Below are 21,248 nucleotides of genomic sequence, written 5' to 3' on the forward strand. Positions count from 1 at the left end.
ACTCCTGAGGACCCCGCCGGGCACGTGCCCGGCGGGGTTCCTTATTGGAGGACCTTCTCAATTGCGAAATGTGCGCGTAACACTGGTTTATGTGTGATTTGACTGGTGGTCGGTCGGGGGCGTTAAGGGGTCGTGACAAGGAGTCGCACGCGCTGTGCGCGCTCGTCGACCAGGCCGGGGCCGGTGCGGGCGGGTGCCTGCTCCTCCTCGGCGGTCCGGGTGCGGGCAAGACCGCGTTGCTCGACCTCGCCGTCGCGCACGCGGCCGCCGGCGCATCGGACGATCAAGGGTTCCTCGTGCTCCGCACCCAGGGGGTCAGGGGCGAGACCCACCTGCCGTACGCCGGGCTGCACGCCCTGCTCCGCCCGCTCGCCGACCGGCTGGAGGCGGCCGGCGCGGGGCCGCACGCCGATCCGGCGGCGGCGGGGTCGCGGATGCTCGCCGAGGCGCTGCGGACCGGCGTCGCCGCGGAGGGCCTGGCGCTGCCCGCCGCGCTGCTGCGGCTCCTGCAGACCGCCGGGCGTCCGGTGCTGGTGTGCGCCGACGACCTCCAGTGGCTCGACGCCCCCAGCCGGGAGGCGATCTGTTTCGTGGCCCACCGAGCGGTCACGGTCCCCGTCGCCGTGCTGCTCGCCTCCGCGGAGCCCGGCACGGCCTCCGGCGGCCTGCCGCCGCTGCCGCTCGCCCCGCTCGACGAGCGGGCGTCCCTTCAGGTGCTCGACGACCTCGTCCCCGCAGGTCTCGCGGGTGACCTGCGCGCGGCGCTGGTCCGCGCGGCCCGCGGCAACCCGCTCGCGCTGGCCGAACTCGCCGGCGCGCTGACGGACGCGCACCACAAGGGCTCGGCGCCGCCGCCCGAGACGCCGCCGCGCGGTGGGCGGCTGTGGCGGGCGTATGCCGACCGGCTCCGCGGCCTGCCCGCCGACACCGCCGACCTCGTCCTGCTGATCGCGGCCGACCCCGGCATCGACGCGGTCACGCTGGTGCGCGCGGCGGAGGCGCGGTCCGGCCTGGCGCCCCTTGAGGCGGCGGAGAACGCGGGCGTCGTCGTCGAATCGCCGGGCGGCGGCTTCGACCTCGCCGACCCGATCCTGCGGCACGTGGCGTACGCCGAGGCGTCCCTTGCCCGGCGGCGGGCCGCCCACCGCCTGCTGGCGAGCCTTCTCGACGGGGTCTCCGGCGGGGAGCACCAGCGGCTGCGGCGGGCCTGGCACCGCGCCGCCGCCCTCGACGGGCCCCCCGGCCAACTGGCCGAAGAACTCGTACGCGCGCTCGCGGCGACGCCGAGGGCGGCGGCGGCCTTCCCCGAGCCGTTCCGCGTCCTCGAACGGGCGGCCGAGCTCACCGGGCAGGGCGAGGCCAAGGCCGCACGGCTGGCCGCCGCCGCCCGGCACGCCTGGCAGGCGGGGCAGCCGCAGCGGGCGAGGTCGCTGCTGTCCCGGATCGACACGCTCGCGGCCGGCGTCGAGGTGCGCGGGCGCGCCGAGCTCGTCAGGGGCAGCCTGGAGTTGCGCGCCGGCACGACCGGCAGCGCCTGCGACACGCTGCTCGCCGCCGCGGAGCGGCTGCTGCGCACCGATCGCGAGCAGGCCGTGCGCGCGCTCGTCCGGGCGGGGGAGGCGAGCTACCTGGCGGGGGACAATCGCCGGTTCCTGGCGATCGCGCGGCGGGCCGAGACCCTGCGGCGGCCCGGCGACGACCACGTCACGCGCCTGGCGCTGGAGTATCTCGCGGGCATGGCCGCCACCTTCCGGGGACGGCACCGTGAGGCGACCGCCTCGCTGCGCCGGGTCGCCACCGGGGTGATGGCGCCGCCCTCGGCCGGCAGCCCCTCGACGCTCGTGTGGGGCGGCGTCGCGAACCTCCTGCTCGGCAACGGCGCCGAGGCGCTCACGCTGGCGTCGCGGGCGGTCGAGATGGCGCGTGCCCACGGCGCGGTCGCCAGCATGCCGCAGATGCTGGAGATCCTGATCCAGGCCCAACTCTGGAGCGGCCGTTACGACGCGGTGGCGGCCAACGCCATGGACGGCCTGCGCCTGGCGCAGGAGACGGGCCGGGCCACCAGCGGCGCGCAGCATCTCGCCTGGCTCGCGTTCACCGCCGCCGTCGCGGGCGACGAGGAGACCTGCGTCCTGCGGGCGGCGCGGGCCGTCGAGCTGGCCGCCGCCCACGGCGTCAGCGTGGCCGAGGCGCTCGGCACGCTGGCCCTGGCCCATCTGGACGTCGCGGCGAACCGTCACGGCGACGCCGTGAACCGGCTGCGCGCGGTGGCCCGCACCGGAGATCCCCTCGTCGTGCGGGTGATGGCGACGCCGCTGCTCGTCGAGAGCGCCGTACGCACCGGGGACATCGCGCAGGCGAAGGACGCGCTGGTCGTGCTGGACCGCTGGGCCGACAGCACCCGCGACCCCGACCGGCTGGCGCTGGCGGCGCGGTGCCACGCGCTGCTCGCGCCCCCGGCCGAGGCGGCGGAGCGCTTCGCCGAGGCGCTTGAGCTGCACCGTCAGGGGGCGTGCGCGTTCGAGACCGCGCGCACGCGGCTGCTGTACGGCGGCATACTCCGGCGGTCGCGCCGCCCCGGCGCGGCTCGCGAGCACCTGCACGGCGCCCTGGAGACGTTCGAGCGGTACGGCGCCCGCCTGTGGAGCGAGCACGCCCGCGCGGAGTTGCGCGCGGCCGGGGAGTCGGTGCGGCCCTCGGGTTCCCGCTCCGAGGCCGGCCGGCTGCTCACGGCGCAGCAGTTCCAGATCGCCGCCCTGGTGGCGGAGGGCGCGACGAACCGCGAGGTGGCGGCCCGGCTGTTCATCAGCCCGCGCACGGTGGAGCACCACCTGAGGAACATCTTCGCCATGCTCGGCGTGCGCTCCCGGGTCGAACTGACCCGCCTCCTGTCCTGAGGCAGACGAGTCGGGGGCACCGGTGATTTCACCGATGCGCGTACGGCTGCGACCGCGCGACAGTGACGGCGGTCAAACCGTTCGCGGGAACCGGCCCGTGTGGTCGTTCCCACTCCTACCCCCGAGGAGTGCACTGACGTGCCGACACACCCCCCAACCCCACTCCTGCGACGCCTGTCCTCCGCGGTCACGACGCTGGCGCTCGTCGTGCTGCTCGCACTGGCCGGCGGCCTCGCCGCTCCCGCCGCCCACGCCGCCGTACACGGCCCCGACCCCACCGACGCGCTGCTGGAGGCGTCGCGCGGGCCGTACGCGACCGCGCAGGTCGACGTGTCGTCGCTGCTGGTGAGCGGCTTCGGCGGCGGGACCATCTACTACCCGGCCACCACGTCCGAGGGGACGTTCGGCGGGGTGGCCATCGCCCCCGGTTACACGGCCGACAAGTCGAGCCTCGCGTGGCTGGCCGCCCGGCTCGCCTCGCACGGATTCGTGGTGTTCAACATCGACACGCTGACGCGGCTCGACCAGCCCGACAGCCGGGGCCGGCAGTTGCTGGCCGCCCTCGACTACCTGACCCAGCGCAGCTCGGTCCGCGGCCGGGTGGACGCGACCAGGCTCGGCGTCATGGGCCACTCGATGGGCGGCGGCGGCACGCTGGAGGCCGTCGACGACCGGCCGTCCCTGCGGGCCGCGGTCCCGCTGACGCCGTGGAACCTCGACAAGACCTGGTCGGGCGTGCGGACCCCCACGCTGATCATCGGTGCGGACAACGACACAGTCGCGCCGGTCGCCTCGCACGCGGTGCCCTTCTACACGAGCCTGCCCTCGTCGCTCGACAAGGCGTACCTGGAACTGAACAACGCCACCCACTTCGCGCCGAACACGACCAACACCACCATCGGCAAGTACGCCGTGGCCTGGATGAAGCGGTTCATCGACGACGACACCCGTTATGACGGGTTCCTCTGCCCCGGCCCCGACCGCGGTCTGACCGTCGAGGAATACCGCAGCACCTGCCCGTTCTGACCTCTCATCGGCGTACAGACGGCCGCCCGGTCCACGGCGGCCGTCCGTACGCCGTTGTCCGGGCACGGACCATCCGGCGGCATGACGCCCAGGAGGCCGAGGTGCCGGGCTCAGGAGAGGACCCCAGCGGGGCCGCGGACGCCCTGACGCAGGCGGGCGGCGTCCTGGCTCGGCGGCACGCCGAACTGGCGGCGGTATTCCCGGCTGAACTGTGACGGGTTGTCATAGCCGACGCGGTGGCCGACTCCGATGACGTCGCCCGGGTGGGTGGCGAGCTGCAGCCGGGCCTCCTGCAGCCGGATCTGCTTCTGGAACTGGATGGGGCTCATCGCGGTCACCGCGTGGAAGTTGCGGTAGAAGGCGGAGACGCTCATGCCGGACAACCGTGCGAGGTCCTCGACGCGGAAGGGCCGCGCGTAGTGCTCGCGGATCCAGCGCACGGCCCTGGAGATGTGGCTGAGGCCGCTGTCGGCGAGGCCGAGCTGGCGAACCGTGGCGCCCTGCTCGCCCGTGATCAGGCGCCACAGGATCTCGCGTTTGACCAGCGGGGCCAGCACGGCCCGGTCGCGGGGCTCGTCGAGCAGGCGCAGCAGCCGGACCACCGCGTCGAGCAGCGGCGCCGGAGCGTCGGTGACGACGATCCCCGGCGCCGCGCCTCCGCTCGTGGGGGGAGTGTCTCCGGGCGCGGCCCGCAGCAGCAACTCGGCGACGGCGGACGGCTCCAGGACGAGACCGAAGCCCAGCGCCGGCCGCTCGGGGTCCGCCTGGGTGAACTGCCCGGTGACCGGCAGGTCGACCGAGGCGACCAGATACTGCCCGGCGCCGTACTCGAAGATCCGGTCGCCGAGCGCGAGGCGCTTGGCGCCCTGGGCGATGACCGCCAGCACGGTGCCGGACATCGAGGGCGCCGGCGGATCCGACCGATCGACCTTCGAGACGAGCACGCCGTCGATGGCGGTGGTCCCGTCGGGCCGGGCATGCCGCGCCAGCAGGGCGCGGAGCTCTTCGAGGCACATGTGGCCATTGCAGCACGAATTCCGGCCCGGTTTCCCCGGCACGAGAGGATCGTGCAAATAGCGGCGAGCATCGTTCTAACGTTTACGCAGGTCAAAGCGATTCAATGGAATCACCTCACTCCACCAGCGAAGAAGAAGAGGGAATCCATGACCGTCAACCACGGCTTCGCCGCGACCCTGACCGCCAGGCCCGGAATGGGCGATCGGCTGGTCGACGTGCTGCTGACCGGCCTGGACGAGGGCAGCCCCGCCGCGAGCGAGCACTGCGTCGTCTATCTGGTCTCCCGTTCCGCGTCCGACCCCGACGTCGTCCACGTCATCGAGGGCTGGACCAGCGAGGAGGACCACCACCGGGTCTTCGCGGGCGAGGCCGCCCAGGCCATCGTGGCGCGGATCGGCGGGCTGCTGGCCAAGGAGTCCGAGTATGCCGACCACGTCCCGGTGCGCGGCAAGGCCGCCTTCTGACCCCGCCCACCACCCAAAGACCCTCCCTTGCGAAAGGCAGCGACCATGACCCCCGCACGACCCGCCCTGGACCCCGAACTGCGTGAGCTGCTGGCCGGCATGCCCCTCATGCCGCAGCTCGACCCGGAAGTGCTCGCGCACCTGCGCCGGCTCCCGTCGACACCAGTCGACTCCCTCCTCGCCCACCGGCAGGCCGACCGGCGCGAGGTCACCGTGCCCGCCACGGACGGCGCCCCGATCCCCCTTTCGATCTTCACTCCCGAGAACGCCACCGCCGCGCCCTGTGTCTACTGGATGCACGGGGGCGGAATGGTCATGGGCGACCGCTTCTCCCAGATCGACATCCCGCTGGAGTGGCTCGACCGGTTCGGCGCGGTCGTGGTCTCCGTCGAGTATCGGCTCGCACCGGAGTCCACCGGCACCGCCCTGGTCGACGACTGCTACCAGGGCCTGCTCTGGGTCGCCGAACACGCCGCGGAACTCGGCGTCGATCCCGCCAGGATCGTCGTCGCGGGCGCCAGCGCGGGCGGCGGCCTCGCCGCCGGCGTCGCCCTGCTGGCCCGCGACCGCTGCACACCGCCGATCGCCGCGCAGATGCTGATCTGCCCCATGCTCGACTACCGCAACACCAGCACGTCGAGCCGCCAGTTCTCCGGCGGGCCCGGCGTCTGGACCCGGGAGATGAACGAGTTCGGATGGAGCTCCGTCCTCGGCGGCCTCACCGGCGACGAGGTGCCCCCGTACGTCTCGCCCGCGCTGGCGGACGACCTGTCGGGCCTGCCGGCCACCTACATCGACACCGGGTCCGCCGAGGTCTTCCGCGACGAGGACGCCGACTACGCCACCCGCATCTGGGCGGCCGGGGGCCAGGCCGAACTGCACGTCTGGGCGGGCGGTTTCCACGGATTCGACGCCCTGTATCCGCAGGCGCGGATCTCGGCCACCGCCCGCAGGACGCGCACCGAGTGGCTCGCCCGGGTCCTGCGAGCGGATCGTCCGGCAGAGGAGAGCTAGTCGTCGCCGGTCAGGGAGAGGGAGCGCAGGCGCTGGCCGGTCCAGACGACCGCGCCGATGGTGACGATGACCATCGCCGGTATGGCGAAGCCGAGCGTCACCTCGGTGGAGAAGAAGGGCGAGGAGGAGACGTGGTCGGCGAGCGACTGGGCCCACTGCTGTATGGAGAACTTCCGCGCGCCGGGCACGTAACCGCCGACCACGCCCTCCCATACGAGGGCGTAGATGACGCCGACCGCGACCGCGTGGCGGGTGAGCACACCCAGCAGCAGGAACACCGCGGCGTACGCGACGCCGCCGAACAGCGCCCCGAGGGTGAAGCCGGTCGCGACGCCCGACTCCGAGCCGGCCAGGAGGTAGGCGGCGGCGTAGGTCGAGACGGCCGCGAGCACCGCGACGAGGGAGGCCGCGACCACGAACTTCGTCACCGCGATGATCGGGCGCGAGATCGGCTTGGCCAGCAGGTGGATGATCGTGCCGTCCTCGATCTCCGGCGCGATCACGCCCGTCCCGGCGATCAGGCCGAGCAGCGGCAGCATCGTGCCGATCGCGAAGCTCTTCATCAGCAGCACGGCCGTCTGCTCGTCCTGGCCGTTGACCAGCCTGAGCAGCGCGGCGAGCGCGACCAGCGCCACCGGCAGCAGGACCAGCAGCCAGATCCGCTTGCGTCCGAGCATGGCCCGGTAGGTGATGTCCGCCACCACCGTGTTCATCGCGAGCTCCCGGAGATGAGGTAGGAGAAGACGCTTTCCAGGTCCTCGTCGGTGGGGGAGACCTGCCACAGGTGCACGGCGAGGTCGCGCGCCATCCGCGGCAGCAGCGCGGTGAAGCGCGCGTGGTCGGTCACCTGGACCTCGACGCCCTGCTCGGTCAGCGAGACCGCGCTGGAGGAGGGGTCGCCGATGAGCGCGGCGGCCAGGCGCCGGTCGTCGCTCGACCTGACCCGGAACAGGTGCGGCCGGTCGGCCATGCGGCGCCGGATCTCGCGGTAGTCGCCCGACGCGGCGTGCCGTCCCGCGACCAGGACCTCGATGTGGTGGGCCACCCGCTCGACCTCTTCGAGGATGTGCGAGCTGAACAGGATCGTCCGGCCCTCCTCGCCCATGCGGCGCACGAGGTCCATGAGGTGGAGGCGCTGCCGGGGGTCCATGCCGTTGAACGGCTCGTCCAGGAGCAGCACCTGGGGGTCGTGGACGAGGGCGGCGGCGACCTTGACGCGCTGCCGCATGCCCTTGGAGTACGTCTCGATGCGGCGGCCGGAGGCGTCCGTCATCTCCACCAGGTCGAGGGCCCGCCGGGCCGCGTCGGCGGGCGAGGGCAGGCCGTGCAGCCGGGCCGACGACAGCACGAACTGCCATCCCGTGAGGAAGCCGTAGACGGCCTCCTTCTCGGGGACCAGGCCGATCTGCCGGTAGATCTCGTGGTTGTGCCAGATACGCCCGCCGTCGAGGGTCGCCGTGCCGCTGGACGGCGCGAGGAACCCGGCCATCATGTGCAGCAGCGTCGACTTGCCCGCGCCGTTCGGCCCGAGCAGGCCGGTGACGCCGGGCCCGATGGTCATCGTGACGTCGTTGACCGCCACGACGTTGCCGTACCAGCGGGACACCTGGGCGAGTTCGACCACGCCCCGGCGGGTGGTCACGGGGGAGCTTGTGGTGGTGGTCACGACGCCGCCTTCCGGTAGCGCAGGAGAACGCCCGTCACGGCCAGGGCGACGACGGCCAGCAGGATCAGGCAGGACGCGACGCCGGGCGGAGCGGCCTCGATGTTGACGGGCGCGGTGCCGAACAGGGTCGACTGGGCGTAGTCGACGAGGAAGAACGGGTTGAGAAGCAGGGCCCACCCGGCGAGATCGTCGCGTCCCGACGAGATCAGCACGCCGGTGAAGATGCCGGAGACGGCGGCGGTGAACATGTAGAAGGCGATCACCGACGCGACGCCGAGACCGCGGCGCGGGGTGAACGACGCCAGGGCGATGCCCACGGAGGACAGCAGCACCGCGTGGAGGACCGCGCCGCCCAGGGCACCGAAATAGTCGGCGGTGTGCGGCGGCCCGGGCAGGTCGACCAGGAGCTCGCCGACATACTCGATCGTCAGCGGCACGGCCAGCAGCCCGAACAGCGCGACCGCCAGAGCGGCCAGCTTCGCCAGGACGTAGTCGGTCACGGTCAGCGGGCGGGACAGATACAGCGGCAGCACGCGGAAGCGCAGGTCCGGCGCGACCAGGTACGGCGACTGGGCGGCCAGGAAGACCGCGATCACCGCCTGCATGATGACGGCGTAGTTCGGATAGGGGATGACGAACTGCTTGGCGAGCGCCATCACGCCGATCGACACGACCGTCGGCATCAGCATGATCGCGGCCAGCAGCAGCGGCATGATCTTGGCGCGGACCGTGCGGCCGAGCCCGAACACGCCGCGCAGGCTCTGCACGCCGAGGGCGAGCGTCGCCCGGCCGCGCCCCAGCCGTACGCCGTCGTAGTGGCGGTATCCGATGTCGTGGATGACCGCGGTCGGCTCTGTCGTCATGCCACCGGCTCCTTGAACACATCCTCGATGCGGCCCCGGCGCTGCTCCAGCCGCAGGAGGCCGAGGCCGAGGTCGCATACGGCGTCGCGTACGGCGTCGTAGGTGCGGCCGGGGTCGTCCGCGGACACCTGGACCGTGAGCAGCCTGCCCTGCGCCGCGACCGTCTCGCCGCCGGCGGTCAGACGCTCGGCCAGCCGCTGCTGCCCCTCCTCGACCTCCACCGCGATGGTCTGCTCGGCCCGGGTGAACTCCCGGATCGCCGAGGAGCGCAGCAGCCGCCCGCCGTCGATGACGATGACGTGGTCGCACACCCGCTCCAGCTCGCCGAGCAGGTGGGAGGTGACCAGCACGCTGATGCCGAACTCGGTGCCGACGCGCCGGATCAGCGCGAGCATGTCGTCGCGGCCCTGCGGGTCGAGCCCGTTGGTCGGCTCGTCGAGGAAGACCAGTTTCGGGTCGTGGACGAGGGCCTGGGCGAGCTTGACCCGCTGCCGCATGCCGGTGGAGTAGCCGCCCATCGGGCGGTAGCGCTCCTCGTCCAGCCCGACGTGGCGCAGGGTGTCGGCGGCGCGCTCGCGGGCGGCCGTACGCGGCAGCCCGGACATCTGGGCCATGTGCACCACGAACTCGGTCGCGGACATGTCCGGGGGCAGGCAGTCGTGCTCGGGCATGTAGCCGACGGCGCGCCGGATCTCCAGGCCCTGGGTGGCCGTGTCGTAGCCGAGCACCGAGGCACGCCCGGAGGTCGGGGGGAGCAGGCCGAGCAGGATCTTGATCAGCGTCGACTTGCCCGCGCCGTTGGCGCCCACCAGGCCGGTCACGCCGGTTCCGGCGGTGACCGTGAGGTCGTCGAGCGCCGTGACGCGGGGGAAGCGCTTGGTCAGCCCCTCGGTCGCGAAGCATGGGGTCGCGCTCGCTGTCATGACCCGACCCTACTGGGCGGGGCGTTCGCCGGGCCTCCGCCTGATGGAGGAACCCGCCTACGCCTCAGGTATGCCTTTCGCGCCCTTCCCCCGACCGCCGCTGTAGCGGGACCACAGCGCGCGCTGGAGGAACAGCGTCAGCGTGCCGGCGACGACCATCCCGGCGATGTTGACGAGAAGCTGCAGCGCGGAGCCGCCGACCTCGTCCCAGCGCCACAGCGCCAGGGCCAGGGCCATGTAGCCGGCCGCGGGGACGGTGGTGACGGAGATGAAGACGCCGACCAGCGCGGAGGACTTGCCCGCCGTGATCGACAGCACCCCCGCCGCGCCCGCGAGCAGCGCCACGATGAACGACCACCGGTCGGGCGTCACGATGAAGCGCACCTCGTCGTGGTGCCGCAGGCTGTCGGGGGAGATCCAGCCGAGGCCGCGCGAGACGAGGGCGCAGGCCAGGGTGACGGCGATCGCGGCCGCGAAACCCAGGGCGAGCGTGCGGGCCGCGCCGCCGACGAGTCGCCACCTGCGGCGGAGCAGGCCGAACGAGACGGCCGCCACCGCGCCGAACTCCGGCCCGAGGACCATCGCGCCGACGATCAGGATCTGCGAGGGGATGAGCACGCCGATCGCGGCGATCTGCGTGGCGATGGCGAGGAACGCAAGGAACGCCCATGTGATGCGGCTGTCGAGGGCCACACGCTGTTCGAATTGGTCCCACACGACCGCGTCGTCGCCCTCGCCGGGCGCCCGCTCCTCCGCTTCGGCGGCGCCCCGGGAGATCGACAGCTCGATGTCCTCGGCCGTGATCGAGCCGTCCCGCTCCAGGCCGAGCGCCTTGAGCCGGTCGATGACCGTGTTGGCCGCCTCCCTGGCGACGTCGGCGAGCACGACGTCGCCCTCCGGCTTCCTGGCCGCCTTGGGCAGGAGCACGACGTTCGTGACCCCCGGCGTACGGTCGAAGACCTCGACGACCTGCTCGGTCCGCTGGAACGGGGCGATGACCCGCAGATGCAGCACGGCCGCATCCTAAGTTCTGCGCAGCCGCACCCGTGCGACGGAGTGGTCGGAGCCCTTGTGCAGGATCAGTCCGGCCCGGTGGCGGGTGGGGGCGATGTTCTCCACCAGGTTGCGTTCGTTGATCTCCCGCCACACGTTCTCGGCGAACGTGGTCGCCTCCTCCTGCGACAGGGCCGCGATGTGCCGGAAGTAGGACTTCGGGTCGGAGAAGGCCGTGCGGCGCAGCTTGTGGAAGCGCTCCACGTACCAGGTGCGGATGTCCTCGATCCGGGCGTCCACGTAGATGGAGAAGTCGAAGTAGTCGTAGACCGCCAGGGCGTCCGGCGGCGCGGGCTGCAGGACGTTGAGCCCCTCGACGATGAGGATGTCCGGCCGGTCCACCGTCTGCGCGGCACCGGGCACGATGTCGTACTCCAGGTGGCTGTAGACCGGCGCCTCGACCGAGGGACGGCCCGCCTTGACGTCGGCCACGAAGCTCACCAGGGCCCGCCGGTCGTAGCTCTCCGGAAAGCCCTTGCGGTGCATGATCCCGCGCTCTTCCAGGACCTTGTTGGGGTACAGGAAGCTGTCGGTGGTGATCAGGTCGACCCGGGGGTGCTCGGGCCAGCGGGCGAGCAGCGTGTGCAGCAGCCGCGCCGTGGTCGACTTGCCGACCGCGACGCTGCCCGCGATGCCCAGCACGTACGGCGGGGGGGCGTCCTGCTCGCCGAGGAACGCGCCGACGGCCGCGCCGCGCTGCCGTGAACCGGTGAAGTGCAGGTTCAGCAGCCGGGTCAGCGGCAGGTAGATGTCGGTGACCTCGGACAGGTCGATCGGGTCGTGGACGCCGCGCAGTTCTTCGAGCTCCGCCTCGGTGAGCGTGAGCGGTGTGTTCTTGCGCAGGTCACGCCACTGCTCCCGGCTCAGCTCGACGTACGCGTCCCCATCTGCCACGACGGCAAGCGTAGCCATGGCCTTTCCCCGGCCCCATCCGGGGTCGTGCACAGCCTGTGGACAGAAATCGATGGATTACTTCGGCGCGCGACGGGGAACAACGCAAGGCCCGTACGCTGGCCGTGTGATCGTGGGCATCGGGGTGGACGTGGTCGAGGTGGCGCGCCTGGGCGCGGCCCTGGAGCGCACGCCCGCACTGCGCAACCGCCTGTTCACCGATGCCGAGGGCGCGCTGCCGCTGGAGTCGCTGGCCGTGCGGTTCGCCGCGAAGGAGGCCGTGGCCAAGGCCCTCGGGGTTCCGCCGGGACTGCGGCACCTCGACGCGGAGATCGTGCGCGGCGGACAGGGCCGGCCCGAGCTGAGGGTCACCGGCCGGGCGGCCGAGGTGGCCCGCGACCTCGGCGTACGCAGATGGCACGTCTCCCTGTCCCACGACGGCGGCATGGCGGTCGCCTACGTCGTCGCCGAGTCCTGAGCGGGAACGGAGTCCTGAGCAGAACGGAGTCCTGAGCGGGAACGCCGGGCGAGGGTCCCGGGGAGTCAGCCGTCCCGGCGCGCGTGGTGGTCCACGAGGCGGGCGAGCAGCCGGGCGAGCTGGTCGCGCTCGGCGGGGCCGAGCGGCGCGAGCACCTCGTCCTCCAGTTCGGTGACCAGCTCGTCGAGCCGGGCGAAGCGGGCGCGCCCCCGCTCGGTCATCGTGATGACGTTGCGGCGCCGGTCCGCGGGGTCCGGCGCGCGCTCCACCAGGCCCCGATCGGTCAGCTCGTTGATGACGGAGACCAGGTCGCTGCGGTAGATGCCGGTGCGGCGGCTCAGCTCCGCCTGGCTGGCCGGGCCCGACTCCTCCAGCGTCGCGAGCACCGCGAAGTGCCACTTGCGGGCGTCGGCGGCGGCGAGCCCTTCGTTGACGAGGCGGTCGGAGTGCGTCGCCGCCAGTGACAGAAGCCGGGTCGGCAGGCTCCGCAACCGGGCCGCTCCGGTCCTCTCGTCCATCCGGGGGGCCGCGGAAGGGGACGTGCCGGGCTCGCTGCTGCTCATTCCGCCATCCTACCGATTGCGTTAGTCCGACTAACGGTCTAATTTGTTCGTGTTACTAACGTTAGTTGGACCAACGAAATGTGAGGACCTCCCATGCCTTCGATCGACGTGCTCGACTCGGCGATGTACTACGAGGAGACCGGCAGCGGTGCTCCCTTCGTCTTCCTGCACGGCAACCCCGCCTCCTCCCACCTGTGGCGCAAGGTCCTGCCCGGGATCCACGCCGACGCCCGCCTGCTCGCCCCCGACCTCATCGGCATGGGCCGCTCGGGCAAGCCCGACGTGCCCTACCGGTTCGCCGATCACGCCCGATACCTCGACGCCTGGTTCGACCGGCTGGAGCTGGAGGACGTGGTGCTCGTCGGACACGACTGGGGCGGGGCGCTCGCCTTCGACTGGGCGGCCCGCCATCCCGGCCGCGTCCGCGGAGTCGCGTTCTTCGAGACGATCGTCCGCACGATGTCGTGGAGCGAACTGGGCGAGGCGCCGCGCGCCCGCGCGGAGGCCATCCGAGGCCCCGAGGGCGAGCCGCTCGTGCTCGACCGGAACTTCATGGTGGAGACCGCCTTCACCGGAGGGGTGCTGACGCCGCTCGGCGGGGAGGACATGCGGCCCTACCTGGAGCCGTACCCCACGCGCGACAGCCGCCGCCCGCTGCTGGAGTGGGCGCGTTCGATGCCGCTCGACGGTGAGCCCGCCGACGTCGCCGAACGCGTCGGCGCGTACGCCGGGTGGCTGGCGAGCAGCCACGACGTCCCCAAGCTGCTGCTCACGTTCGACGCGTCGCCGACCCTGCTCATCGGGCCGGAGATGGCGGCGTGGTGCGCGGCGAACATCGCGGGGCTGGAGGTCGAGCACTGCGGACCGGCCGGCCACCACGCGCCGGAGGACCGGCCGGAGGCCATCGCCGCGGCGATCGACGCATGGACGGAGCGGCACGGGCTGTAGGCACGGCATGGCCCGGCACGGTACGGCGGCACGGTACGGCGGCACGGCCCGGCGGCACGGCCCGGCCGCGGGGAAGACCGCCGTTTGCGCGGCGGCTGTGCAGCGGCAGCGCGGCGGCGGCTTGTGCATCGGCGGCGTTCCCCCGCCGATGCCCGGCGTCCGGTGATCGCTATCGCCGACCCGGCAGGCTACCGTCGGACGCATGCGGACCGCCTACACCTCCGACCAGATCCGCTCCGCCGAGCGCGCGCTGATGGCGCGGCTCCCCGAGGGAACGCTGATGGGCAGGGCCGCCACCGGGCTGGCCGCGGTCTGCGCGCACCTGCTCGCCGGCTCCTGCGGCCGGGTGTACGGCTCCCGCGTGACGCTGCTGATCGGCAGTGGCGACAACGGCGGCGACGCTCTGTACGCCGGAGCCCGGCTGGCCCGCAGGGGAGCGCGGGTGGAGGCGGTCCTCGCCGGCTCGCGCACGCACGAGGGCGGCCTGGCCGCGTTGCGGGAGGCGGGCGGCCGGGCGCATCCGTACGACGCCGCGCGGGCGCGCGAGCTGCTGGCCCGCGCCGACCTCGTGATGGACGGCCTCGTCGGCATCGGCGGCAGCGGGGCGCTGCGGGAGCCGTACGCGACGCTCGCGGAGCTGACCGGCGAGACCGGCGGCCTGGCGGTCGCCGTCGACGTGCCGAGCGGAGTGGACGCGAGCAGCGGGCGGGTCGAGGGACCGGCGATCCGCGCGCACCTGACGGTCACGTTCGGCGCCTACAAGGCCGGTCTGCTGGTCGATCCCGGCGCCTCCCACGCGGGCGCGGTCGAACTGGTGGACATCGGCCTGGGGCCCTTCCTGCCGGACCCCGAGGTGGCCGCGCTGACCGCCGACGACGTGGCCGACCTGCTGCCCTGCCCGGACGCGGAGAGCGACAAGTATCGGCGGGGCGTCGTCGGGATCGCCGCGGGCAGCGACAGGTACACCGGGGCCGCCGTGCTCTCGGTCGGCGGCGCGGTGCGCACCGGCGCGGGGATGGTCCGCTTCGCGAGCTCCGCGGAGCCGGTGCGGCTGGTCAGGGCCCGCTGGCCGGAGGCCGTCACGACCGTGCTCGACCCGTCGCTGGTGCTGAAGAGCTCGCTAGACGAGGTCGGGCGGGTGCAGGCGTGGGTGCTCGGCCCCGGGCTCGGGACAGGGCCGGAGGCGCACGCGGTGGCCCGCGCGGTGCTGTCCACCGGGGTGCCCGTGCTGGTGGACGCCGACGGGCTCACGCTGGTCGCCAAGGACCGCACGCTGCTGCGCCGGGCCGCCCCGACCGTGCTCACGCCGCACGCGGGGGAGCTGTCACGGCTGCTCGGCGTGCCGCGTGAGCACATCGAGGCCGGGCGGCTCGAACACGTGCGCAGGGCCGCCGCGGAGCTCGGGGCGACGGTGCTGCTCAAGGGCTCGACCACGCTCGTCGCGGAGGAGCACAGGCCGGTGCGGGTCAACACCACGGGGACGCCCTGGCTGGCGACGGGCGGCACGGGCGACGTCCTGTCGGGCATCGCGGGCGCCCTGCTCGCCGCCGGGCTGACGGGCTACGACGCGGCCTCGTGCGCGGCGTACGTCCACGGGCTGGCGGCGCGGACGGCCGCAGGAGGCGGCGTCACGGGACGCGGACAGGCGCCGATAGCCGCCCTCGACGTCGCCCAGGCGCTGCCCGAGGCCCTGCGCACGCTCTGACGTGCGGTGTCAGGATGGGCGCAGTCACCCGGGTCCACCTGACACACTGGAAAAATGAGCTTCTCAACCGTGCACTCCGCCACCCCGGCCGAGGCACGCGTGGACCTGTCCGCCATCACGCACAACGTGCGGCTGCTCGCGGAGTCGGCCTCCGGCGCCCAGATGATGGCCGTCGTCAAGGCCGACGCGTACGGTCACGGCGCGGCTCCGGTGGCGAAGGCGTGCCTGGAGGCGGGCGCGACCCGGCTCGGCACGGCCCTCGTCCGCGAGGCGCTGGCGCTGCGCGAGGCGGGAGTCACCGCGCCGGTCATGTCGTGGCTCATCACCCCAGGCGAGCCGCTGGACGCCGCGCTGCTCGCGGACGTCGAGCTGTCGGCCGGGGCGACGTGGGTCGTGGACGAGATCGTCGAGGCGGCCCGGCGCACCGGGCGTACCGGGCGCGTGCACCTGAAGGTCGACACCGGCAACTCCCGCGGCGGCGCGACGCCTTCGGAGTGGTCGTCGCTGGTCGAGCACGCGCTCGCCGCACGGGCGAGCGGGGCCGTCGAGATCGCCGGGCTGTGGTCGCACTTCGCCTGCGCGGACATCCCGGGCCACCCCTCGATCGAGAGCCAGCTCGCGACGTTCGAGGAGGCGCTCGCCGTCGCCGACAAGGCGGGCGTGCCGAGCAACGCGATCCGTCACTTTGCCAACTCGGCGGCGACCGTCACGCTGCCGCAGGCGAGGTACGACATGGTCCGTACGGGCATCGCGATCTACGGCCTGAGCCCGATCCCCGAGCTCGGCGACTTCGGGCTGCGCCCCGCCATGACGTTGACGGCCAGGCTCGCACAGGTCAAGCGGGCCGCCCCGGGCTCGGGCGTGTCGTACGGGCACCTGTACGTCACGGAAAGTGAGACCACGCTTGGCCTCGTTCCTCTCGGGTATGCGGACGGCATCCTGCGAAACGGGACCAACCGGGCGGAGGTGCTGGCAGCGGGCCGGCGGCGGCGAATCGCCGGGCGGGTGTGCATGGACCAGTTCGTCATCGACCTCGGTGACGATCCTGCGGAATCGGGGGACGAGGTGATCCTTTTCGGTCCCGGGGACAACGGTGAGCCCACATGTCAGGAATGGGCGGATTCCCTGGGCACGATTACCCATGAGATCGTGACGAGGATCGGATCCCGCGTGCCTCGCGTCCATACGGACGGACGCTGAGCCGCGGCTGCGAGGAGGGCAGGCATGAGCACACGTCGCAAGGTCGGGATCGCCGGAGCGGTCTTCGGTGCGGCGTCGGCGGGGGTGGCGGCGGCCACGCTCGCCAAGAGGTACGCCGTCGGCCGCATCCGCCTGCGGCCGGACCTGGAGGCGAGTGAGCCCTTCGGCGAGCTGCACGGACGTTCGGTGACGCTCACGACCTCGGACGGCGTGCAGATCCATGCCGAGATCGACGGTGTGGAGGACGCGCCGCTGACCGTGGTGCTGTGCCACGGCTACTGCCTGTCCTCGGACTCCTGGCACTACCAGCGGCGCGACCTGCGCGACTCCTACCGGCTCGTGCTGTGGGACCAGCGCTGCCACGGCCACTCCGCCCGCGCGATGGCCAGCGACTGCACGATCGAGCGCCTCGGCGAGGATCTCGCGCTGGTGCTGGACGAGCTCGTCCCCGGGCCGTGCGTGGTGGTGGGCCACTCCATGGGCGGCATGACGGTCATGGCGCTGGCGGAGCGGCGGCCCGAGCTGTTCGGCGACAAGATCCGCGGTGTGTCGCTGGTCGCGACCTCGGCGGGCAAGCTCGCCGAGATCACCCTGGGCCTGCCGGCCCTGGTCTCCAAGCTCGTCAACCTCGCGGTGCCGCCGGCCGTCTCGATCATGCGCAGGAGCGGCGCGCTGGTCGACCGGGGCCGTGAGGCCGGCACCGACCTGTCCTTCCTCGCGCTGCGTCACCTCGGGTTCGGCGACTCCAGGAACGTCAGCCCCACCGTCGTGGACTTCGTCGAGTCGATGATCAGAGCGACCCCCTCCGAGGTGATCGCCGACTTCTATCCGGCGCTGATGACGCACGACAAGCTCACCGCGCTCGACGTGCTCAACAAGGTGCCGACCGCGATCATCGTGGGCGACCGCGACTGGCTGACGCCGCTCGACCACAGCACCGCGATCGCGGCGGCGGTGCCGACCGCGCAGCTCACCATCGTGCCGGAGACGTCGCATCTCGTTCAGCTCGAACGGCCCGACGCCGTGAACGAGGCGCTCCGCGAGCTGCTGAAGCGTGCCGAGAGGGGGAACGCGTGACCACGGCCGCGTTCCGGGCCGCGACCGCGGAGGAGACGCGGGCGCTGGGCGCGCGGCTGGCCGCGCTGCTCGCCCCCGGAGACCTGGTCGTGCTGAGCGGGCCGCTGGGCGCGGGGAAGACGACGCTGGTGCAGGGCATCGCGGAGGGCCTGAAGGTGCGCGGGCCGATCACGTCCCCCACGTTCGTGATCGCCCGGGTTCACCCGTCCCTGTCCGGCGGGCCCGCGCTCGTGCACGCGGACGCCTACCGGCTGGGCGGCACGCTGGAGGTGGACGACCTCGACCTCGAGGAGTCGCTGGCGGAGTCGGTGACCGTGGTCGAGTGGGGCGAGGGCCTGGTCGAGGGCCTGTCCGAGGGCCGCCTGGAGATCCACATCGAGCGGGGCGCCGAGGGCGAGGATCGCCGTGTGCGGGTGACGGGCGTGGGCCCGCGCTGGTCGGAGCTCTCCCTCGCCTGAGCCGCCCTCCCACCCGGAGCCCCCGCGGAGTCGCCCGGGCCGCATCGTCGCCCTGGTCCCCCCGAGCCGCCCTGGGCGGCATAAAAGGCCGCAACCCGGACTCTGACGTGCGACAAGGACCTGCTGGGACAAGCCGGGCGCCGTCCTTGTGCGATCCAGACCGGTCCGCCGCGCAGTCCTTGACGCCTGTCCGCGTTCCTGTGGATCATCAAGGCCAAGGGAGATCCTCGGCCATGAGTCGGTAAGGATTTTCTGGGTAAGGGACCGGCGTGGAAGAGGTGTGCCGTTGAGCAGGATCACGCAGGTCGCCGTCGGGGGAGCCTTACTGTTCGGCGCGCTGGGCTGCACCGCGTCGGCCGAGACGGTCTCCGCCGACCTCACGATGACACCGACCCCCGCCCTGCCGACGCCGCTCGTCTCGGTCTCGCGGCAGGACGTGCGGGTGGAGGTCGATCCGAAACGGATCGTCGGCGGGTCGACCAAGAGCATCCACATCACCGCCAGGTGCCCGCTGCCGCAGGGCGGCACGGAATATCGGGCGACGGCCCGCTCCGACGCCTTCACCGGGCTGGTCACGCTGGTCGCCCCGGCACCGCCGTCGGCCACCCCGTCCGCGACCGTGCCGATGGTGCGCGGCAGCGCGACCATCAGGGCCGGGGCCAAGGCGGGCGGCTACCGCGTGCAGGTGCGCTGTGAGGCCACCAACGACATCGGCAGCGCGTCGTTCAGGATCGTCGCGCCGGAGCCGGAGCACACCGAGGAGCACACGAGGATTCCCACTCGGGCGCCGCACGCGGGCGGCGGCGGTACGGCGGCCGGGGGCCCCGAAGACGAGTCCGGCCTGCCGACGGGCGTGACCGTCGTCGTGCTGCTGGCCGCGCTCGGCGTCGGCATCGGCGTGGCCCGCAGGCGCTCCGGAGCCTGACCTTGGCGATGTCCACCCGGGGGGTGATCATCGCCGGGGTGGTCACCGGTCTCGCGTTCGCCGCCGTCGCCGGCGGCAAGGGGATGACGGACCAGCCCGCCGCCCGATCGTCCGTGGTCCCCAAGCGGATCGACATCCCGGCGCTGCACCTCAAGGCCCCCCTGATGAAGCTCGGCCTGTCCGACGAGGGCGACGTCGAACTGCCGCCGTTCGACAAGCCGACCACCGCGGGCTGGTACACGGGAAGCGCCGTGCCGGGCGACCCCGGCGCTTCCGTGATCATCGGTCATGTGGACACCAAGACCGCTCCCGCCGTGTTCTACCGGCTGCGCGACCTGCGCAGGGGAGAGGTCGTGAAGGTGGTGCGCAGCGACGGCAAGACCGTCTCCTACCGGGTCGACTCGGTGGAGCGCGTGCCGAAGGACGATTTCCCGGCCGAGCGCGTCTACACCGAGGACGGCCTGCGCCTGATCACCTGCGGCGGCGACTTCGACTGGTCGCGGCACGAATACCGCGACAACGTCATCGTCTACGCCTCCCTGATGCGCGCCGCCTGACGCCGCCCGACGTCCGCTGACGCCGCCTGCGGGGCGCGCGGGCCGGGGCGGTCGCCGCGACGAGGACCGGGCGGCCGGAACCGGTCCCGGGCGTGGTCGTCCGCCTCCGCACAGCGACTACGCTGACCTTCGTGCTTGTCTTGGCCTTCGACACCGCCACTCCCGCCGTCACCGCCGCGCTGCACGACGGCGCGCGTGTGGTGGCGGAGTCGACGACGATCGACGCGCGGCGGCACGGGGAACTCCTCGCGCCCGCCGTCGAGCACGTCCTGCGCGAGTCCGGCGCGACGATCAAGGACGTCACCGCCATCGTCGCCGGGACCGGCCCCGGGCCCTACACCGGCCTGCGGGTCGGCCTGATGACGGCGACGGCGCTGGCCATGACCGCCGGTGTGCCGGCGTTCGGGATGTGCACGCTCGACGCCCTCGCGTACGCCGCGCGGGAGAGCGGCCCGTTCCTGGTCGCGACCGACGCGCGCCGCAAGGAGGTCTTCTGGGCGCGGTACGGCGACCCGCGCACGCGGCTCGACGGGCCGCGGGTGGACCGGCCCCACGACCTGCCGGGGGAACTGCCCGTGATCGGCGCGGGCGGCGCCATGTACGCCGACGTGATCGGCGCCGACCGGGTGCGCGGTCCCGAACATCCCTCGGCGGGAGCCCTCGCGGCTCTCGCGGCCGAGCACCTCGCGACGCTGAGCGAGGAGGAGGCGGCGGAGCTCGCCCGGGTGCCCGAGGGACGCGTGGACTCGGTCGAGAAGGCGCGGGAGCTGGCCGTGCTCGGACCGCCCCGGCCCATCTACCTGCGGCGTCCCGACGCGCAGGTGCCCGGGGCGCCGAAGCGGGTGACGGCGTGATTCGCCCCGGGGGCACGTCGTGAGGCAGGCCGAGGTCGTACTGCGCCGGATGACCCACGAGGATCTGCCCGCTGTGATGGACATCGAGCGGACCACGTTCCCCGCGGACGCCTGGAGCGAGGCCATGATGCGCGGCGAGCTGGCCGACCAGCCGCGCACCCGGCACTACGTCGTCGCCGAGGTGGGCGAGCGCGTCGTGGGGTACGCGGGCTTGGCGGCGGCGGGCGACCAGGCCGACGTCCAGACGATCGCGGTCCTCGCCGATCACCGGCGCGCCGGCGTCGGGACCGCGCTGATGGACGCGCTGCTCACCGAGGCCGCCCGCCGCGGCGCGGTCTCGGTGTTCCTGGAGGTGCGCGCCGACAACCCGCCCGCGCAGGCGATGTACGAGCGGTTCGGCTTCCGGCGGCTGGGCCTGCGACGGCGCTACTACGAAGACGGCACCGACGCCATCACCATGGTGAAGGACCTCGGGCCACCACACGGAGACCCGGGGGACGGGGCATGAGGAGGTGGCATGAGTGAGCGTAGTGAGCGAATCAGTGAACACAGTGCAATATGCGGCGGGGTCACCTGCGCGCCTCCGGCACGACGAGACCCCGAGCCGCAAGGCGAGGAGGTGGCATGAGTGAGCGTGGCGAGCGAATCAGTGAACACAGTGCATTTCGC

General features: G+C 72.9%; 21 protein-coding genes and 1 pseudogene. 14 read left to right on the forward strand and 8 right to left on the reverse strand.

Annotated elements, in window-relative coordinates:
• The first annotated feature begins 89 nt into the window (after positions 1-89).
• Positions 90-2,897 (forward strand): helix-turn-helix transcriptional regulator, encoded by a 2,808-nt coding sequence (locus BXA11_RS02915; protein ID WP_076432530.1) that lies wholly within the window; start codon positions 90-92, stop codon positions 2,895-2,897.
• A 138-nt stretch (positions 2,898-3,035) separates the two neighbouring features.
• On the forward strand, positions 3,036-3,923 hold the full coding sequence (locus BXA11_RS02920) for an alpha/beta hydrolase family protein (RefSeq protein WP_030508357.1): 888 nt from the start codon (positions 3,036-3,038) through the stop codon (positions 3,921-3,923).
• 110 nt (positions 3,924-4,033) lie between these two features.
• On the opposite strand, the gene BXA11_RS02925 is transcribed toward BXA11_RS02920, so the two are convergent.
• On the reverse strand, positions 4,034-4,939 hold the full coding sequence (locus BXA11_RS02925) for an AraC family transcriptional regulator (protein ID WP_076432532.1): 906 nt from the start codon (positions 4,937-4,939) through the stop codon (positions 4,034-4,036).
• A gap of 147 nt (positions 4,940-5,086) precedes the next feature.
• Between BXA11_RS02925 and BXA11_RS02930 the strand changes: the two genes are divergently transcribed.
• Positions 5,087-5,404 (forward strand): putative quinol monooxygenase, encoded by a 318-nt coding sequence (locus BXA11_RS02930; protein ID WP_030508359.1) that lies wholly within the window; start codon positions 5,087-5,089, stop codon positions 5,402-5,404.
• A gap of 45 nt (positions 5,405-5,449) precedes the next feature.
• On the forward strand, positions 5,450-6,418 hold the full coding sequence (locus tag BXA11_RS02935; RefSeq protein WP_076432534.1) for an alpha/beta hydrolase: 969 nt from the start codon (positions 5,450-5,452) through the stop codon (positions 6,416-6,418).
• Here the strand turns inward: BXA11_RS02935 and BXA11_RS02940 are convergent.
• Genes BXA11_RS02940 through coaA form a run of 6 tightly spaced genes read right to left on the reverse strand, consistent with a single transcriptional unit; the run spans position 6,415 to position 11,835 of the window.
• The gene (locus BXA11_RS02940; protein ID WP_030508361.1) at positions 6,415-7,131 is read right to left on the reverse strand and encodes an ABC transporter permease subunit; all 717 of its coding nucleotides are present in this window, start codon (positions 7,129-7,131) and stop codon (positions 6,415-6,417) included. The two genes, BXA11_RS02935 and BXA11_RS02940, sit on opposite strands and share 4 nt — an antisense overlap.
• Positions 7,128-8,084, reverse strand: a complete 957-nt coding sequence (locus tag BXA11_RS02945; protein ID WP_231513907.1) for an ABC transporter ATP-binding protein — start codon at positions 8,082-8,084, stop codon at positions 7,128-7,130. The genes BXA11_RS02940 and BXA11_RS02945 overlap by 4 nt, the downstream gene beginning before the upstream one ends.
• Positions 8,081-8,947: an ABC transporter permease gene (locus BXA11_RS02950; protein WP_076432536.1), complete on the reverse strand. Its 867-nt coding sequence runs from the start codon at positions 8,945-8,947 to the stop codon at positions 8,081-8,083. Before BXA11_RS02950 ends, BXA11_RS02945 begins: the two co-directional genes overlap by 4 nt.
• Positions 8,944-9,870, reverse strand: a complete 927-nt coding sequence (locus BXA11_RS02955) for an ABC transporter ATP-binding protein (RefSeq protein WP_030508364.1) — start codon at positions 9,868-9,870, stop codon at positions 8,944-8,946. The genes BXA11_RS02950 and BXA11_RS02955 overlap by 4 nt, the downstream gene beginning before the upstream one ends.
• A 57-nt stretch (positions 9,871-9,927) precedes the next feature.
• Positions 9,928-10,884 (reverse strand): DUF389 domain-containing protein, encoded by a 957-nt coding sequence (locus BXA11_RS02960; protein ID WP_030508365.1) that lies wholly within the window; start codon positions 10,882-10,884, stop codon positions 9,928-9,930.
• A 9-nt stretch (positions 10,885-10,893) separates the two neighbouring features.
• Positions 10,894-11,835, reverse strand: a complete 942-nt coding sequence (gene coaA / locus BXA11_RS02965) for a type I pantothenate kinase (RefSeq protein ID WP_076432538.1) — start codon at positions 11,833-11,835, stop codon at positions 10,894-10,896.
• A 106-nt stretch (positions 11,836-11,941) separates the two neighbouring features.
• On the opposite strand from coaA, the gene BXA11_RS02970 reads away from it, so the two are divergent.
• The gene (locus tag BXA11_RS02970) at positions 11,942-12,292 is read left to right on the forward strand and encodes a holo-ACP synthase (RefSeq protein WP_030508367.1); all 351 of its coding nucleotides are present in this window, start codon (positions 11,942-11,944) and stop codon (positions 12,290-12,292) included.
• 65 nt (positions 12,293-12,357) lie between these two features.
• Here the strand turns inward: BXA11_RS02970 and BXA11_RS02975 are convergent, their stop codons facing one another.
• The gene (locus tag BXA11_RS02975; RefSeq protein WP_083743915.1) at positions 12,358-12,855 is read right to left on the reverse strand and encodes a MarR family winged helix-turn-helix transcriptional regulator; all 498 of its coding nucleotides are present in this window, start codon (positions 12,853-12,855) and stop codon (positions 12,358-12,360) included.
• A 93-nt stretch (positions 12,856-12,948) separates the two neighbouring features.
• On the opposite strand from BXA11_RS02975, the gene BXA11_RS02980 reads away from it, so the two are divergent.
• The 9 genes and pseudogenes from BXA11_RS02980 to rimI form a co-directional block, all read left to right on the forward strand.
• Positions 12,949-13,803 carry a haloalkane dehalogenase gene (locus BXA11_RS02980; RefSeq protein ID WP_076432540.1) on the forward strand — a complete coding sequence of 285 codons (855 nt, stop codon included), beginning with the start codon at positions 12,949-12,951 and terminating at the stop codon, positions 13,801-13,803.
• A 202-nt stretch (positions 13,804-14,005) separates the two neighbouring features.
• The gene (locus BXA11_RS02985) at positions 14,006-15,508 is read left to right on the forward strand and encodes a bifunctional ADP-dependent NAD(P)H-hydrate dehydratase/NAD(P)H-hydrate epimerase (protein ID WP_076432542.1); all 1,503 of its coding nucleotides are present in this window, start codon (positions 14,006-14,008) and stop codon (positions 15,506-15,508) included.
• 54 nt (positions 15,509-15,562) lie between these two features.
• On the forward strand, positions 15,563-16,708 hold the full coding sequence (gene alr / locus BXA11_RS02990; protein ID WP_076432544.1) for an alanine racemase: 1,146 nt from the start codon (positions 15,563-15,565) through the stop codon (positions 16,706-16,708).
• A gap of 24 nt (positions 16,709-16,732) precedes the next feature.
• Complete coding sequence (locus BXA11_RS02995) at positions 16,733-17,785, forward strand: alpha/beta fold hydrolase (RefSeq protein ID WP_036406741.1); 1,053 nt, start codon at positions 16,733-16,735, stop codon at positions 17,783-17,785.
• A complete protein-coding gene (gene tsaE, locus BXA11_RS03000) occupies positions 17,782-18,243 on the forward strand; it encodes a tRNA (adenosine(37)-N6)-threonylcarbamoyltransferase complex ATPase subunit type 1 TsaE (protein ID WP_076432546.1) in 462 nt (153 codons plus the stop codon). Before BXA11_RS02995 ends, tsaE begins: the two co-directional genes overlap by 4 nt.
• Positions 18,244-18,529: 286 nt before the next feature.
• Positions 18,530-19,168: a hypothetical protein gene (locus BXA11_RS03005; RefSeq protein WP_143734053.1), complete on the forward strand. Its 639-nt coding sequence runs from the start codon at positions 18,530-18,532 to the stop codon at positions 19,166-19,168.
• An 8-nt stretch (positions 19,169-19,176) separates the two neighbouring features.
• The gene (locus tag BXA11_RS03010) at positions 19,177-19,725 is read left to right on the forward strand and encodes a class F sortase (RefSeq protein WP_036406796.1); all 549 of its coding nucleotides are present in this window, start codon (positions 19,177-19,179) and stop codon (positions 19,723-19,725) included.
• 131 nt (positions 19,726-19,856) lie between these two features.
• On the forward strand, positions 19,857-20,579 hold the full coding sequence (gene tsaB, locus BXA11_RS03015) for a tRNA (adenosine(37)-N6)-threonylcarbamoyltransferase complex dimerization subunit type 1 TsaB (RefSeq protein ID WP_030508376.1): 723 nt from the start codon (positions 19,857-19,859) through the stop codon (positions 20,577-20,579).
• 16 nt (positions 20,580-20,595) lie between these two features.
• Positions 20,596-21,087: pseudogene (gene rimI / locus BXA11_RS03020) on the forward strand (ribosomal protein S18-alanine N-acetyltransferase); the annotation flags it as partial.
• Between the last annotated feature and the right edge of the window lie 161 nt (positions 21,088-21,248).

Origin of the sequence: Microbispora rosea, assembly GCF_900156315.1 — a bacterium.
In the GTDB taxonomy this organism is placed as follows: Bacteria; Actinomycetota; Actinomycetes; order Streptosporangiales; family Streptosporangiaceae; genus Microbispora; species Microbispora rosea.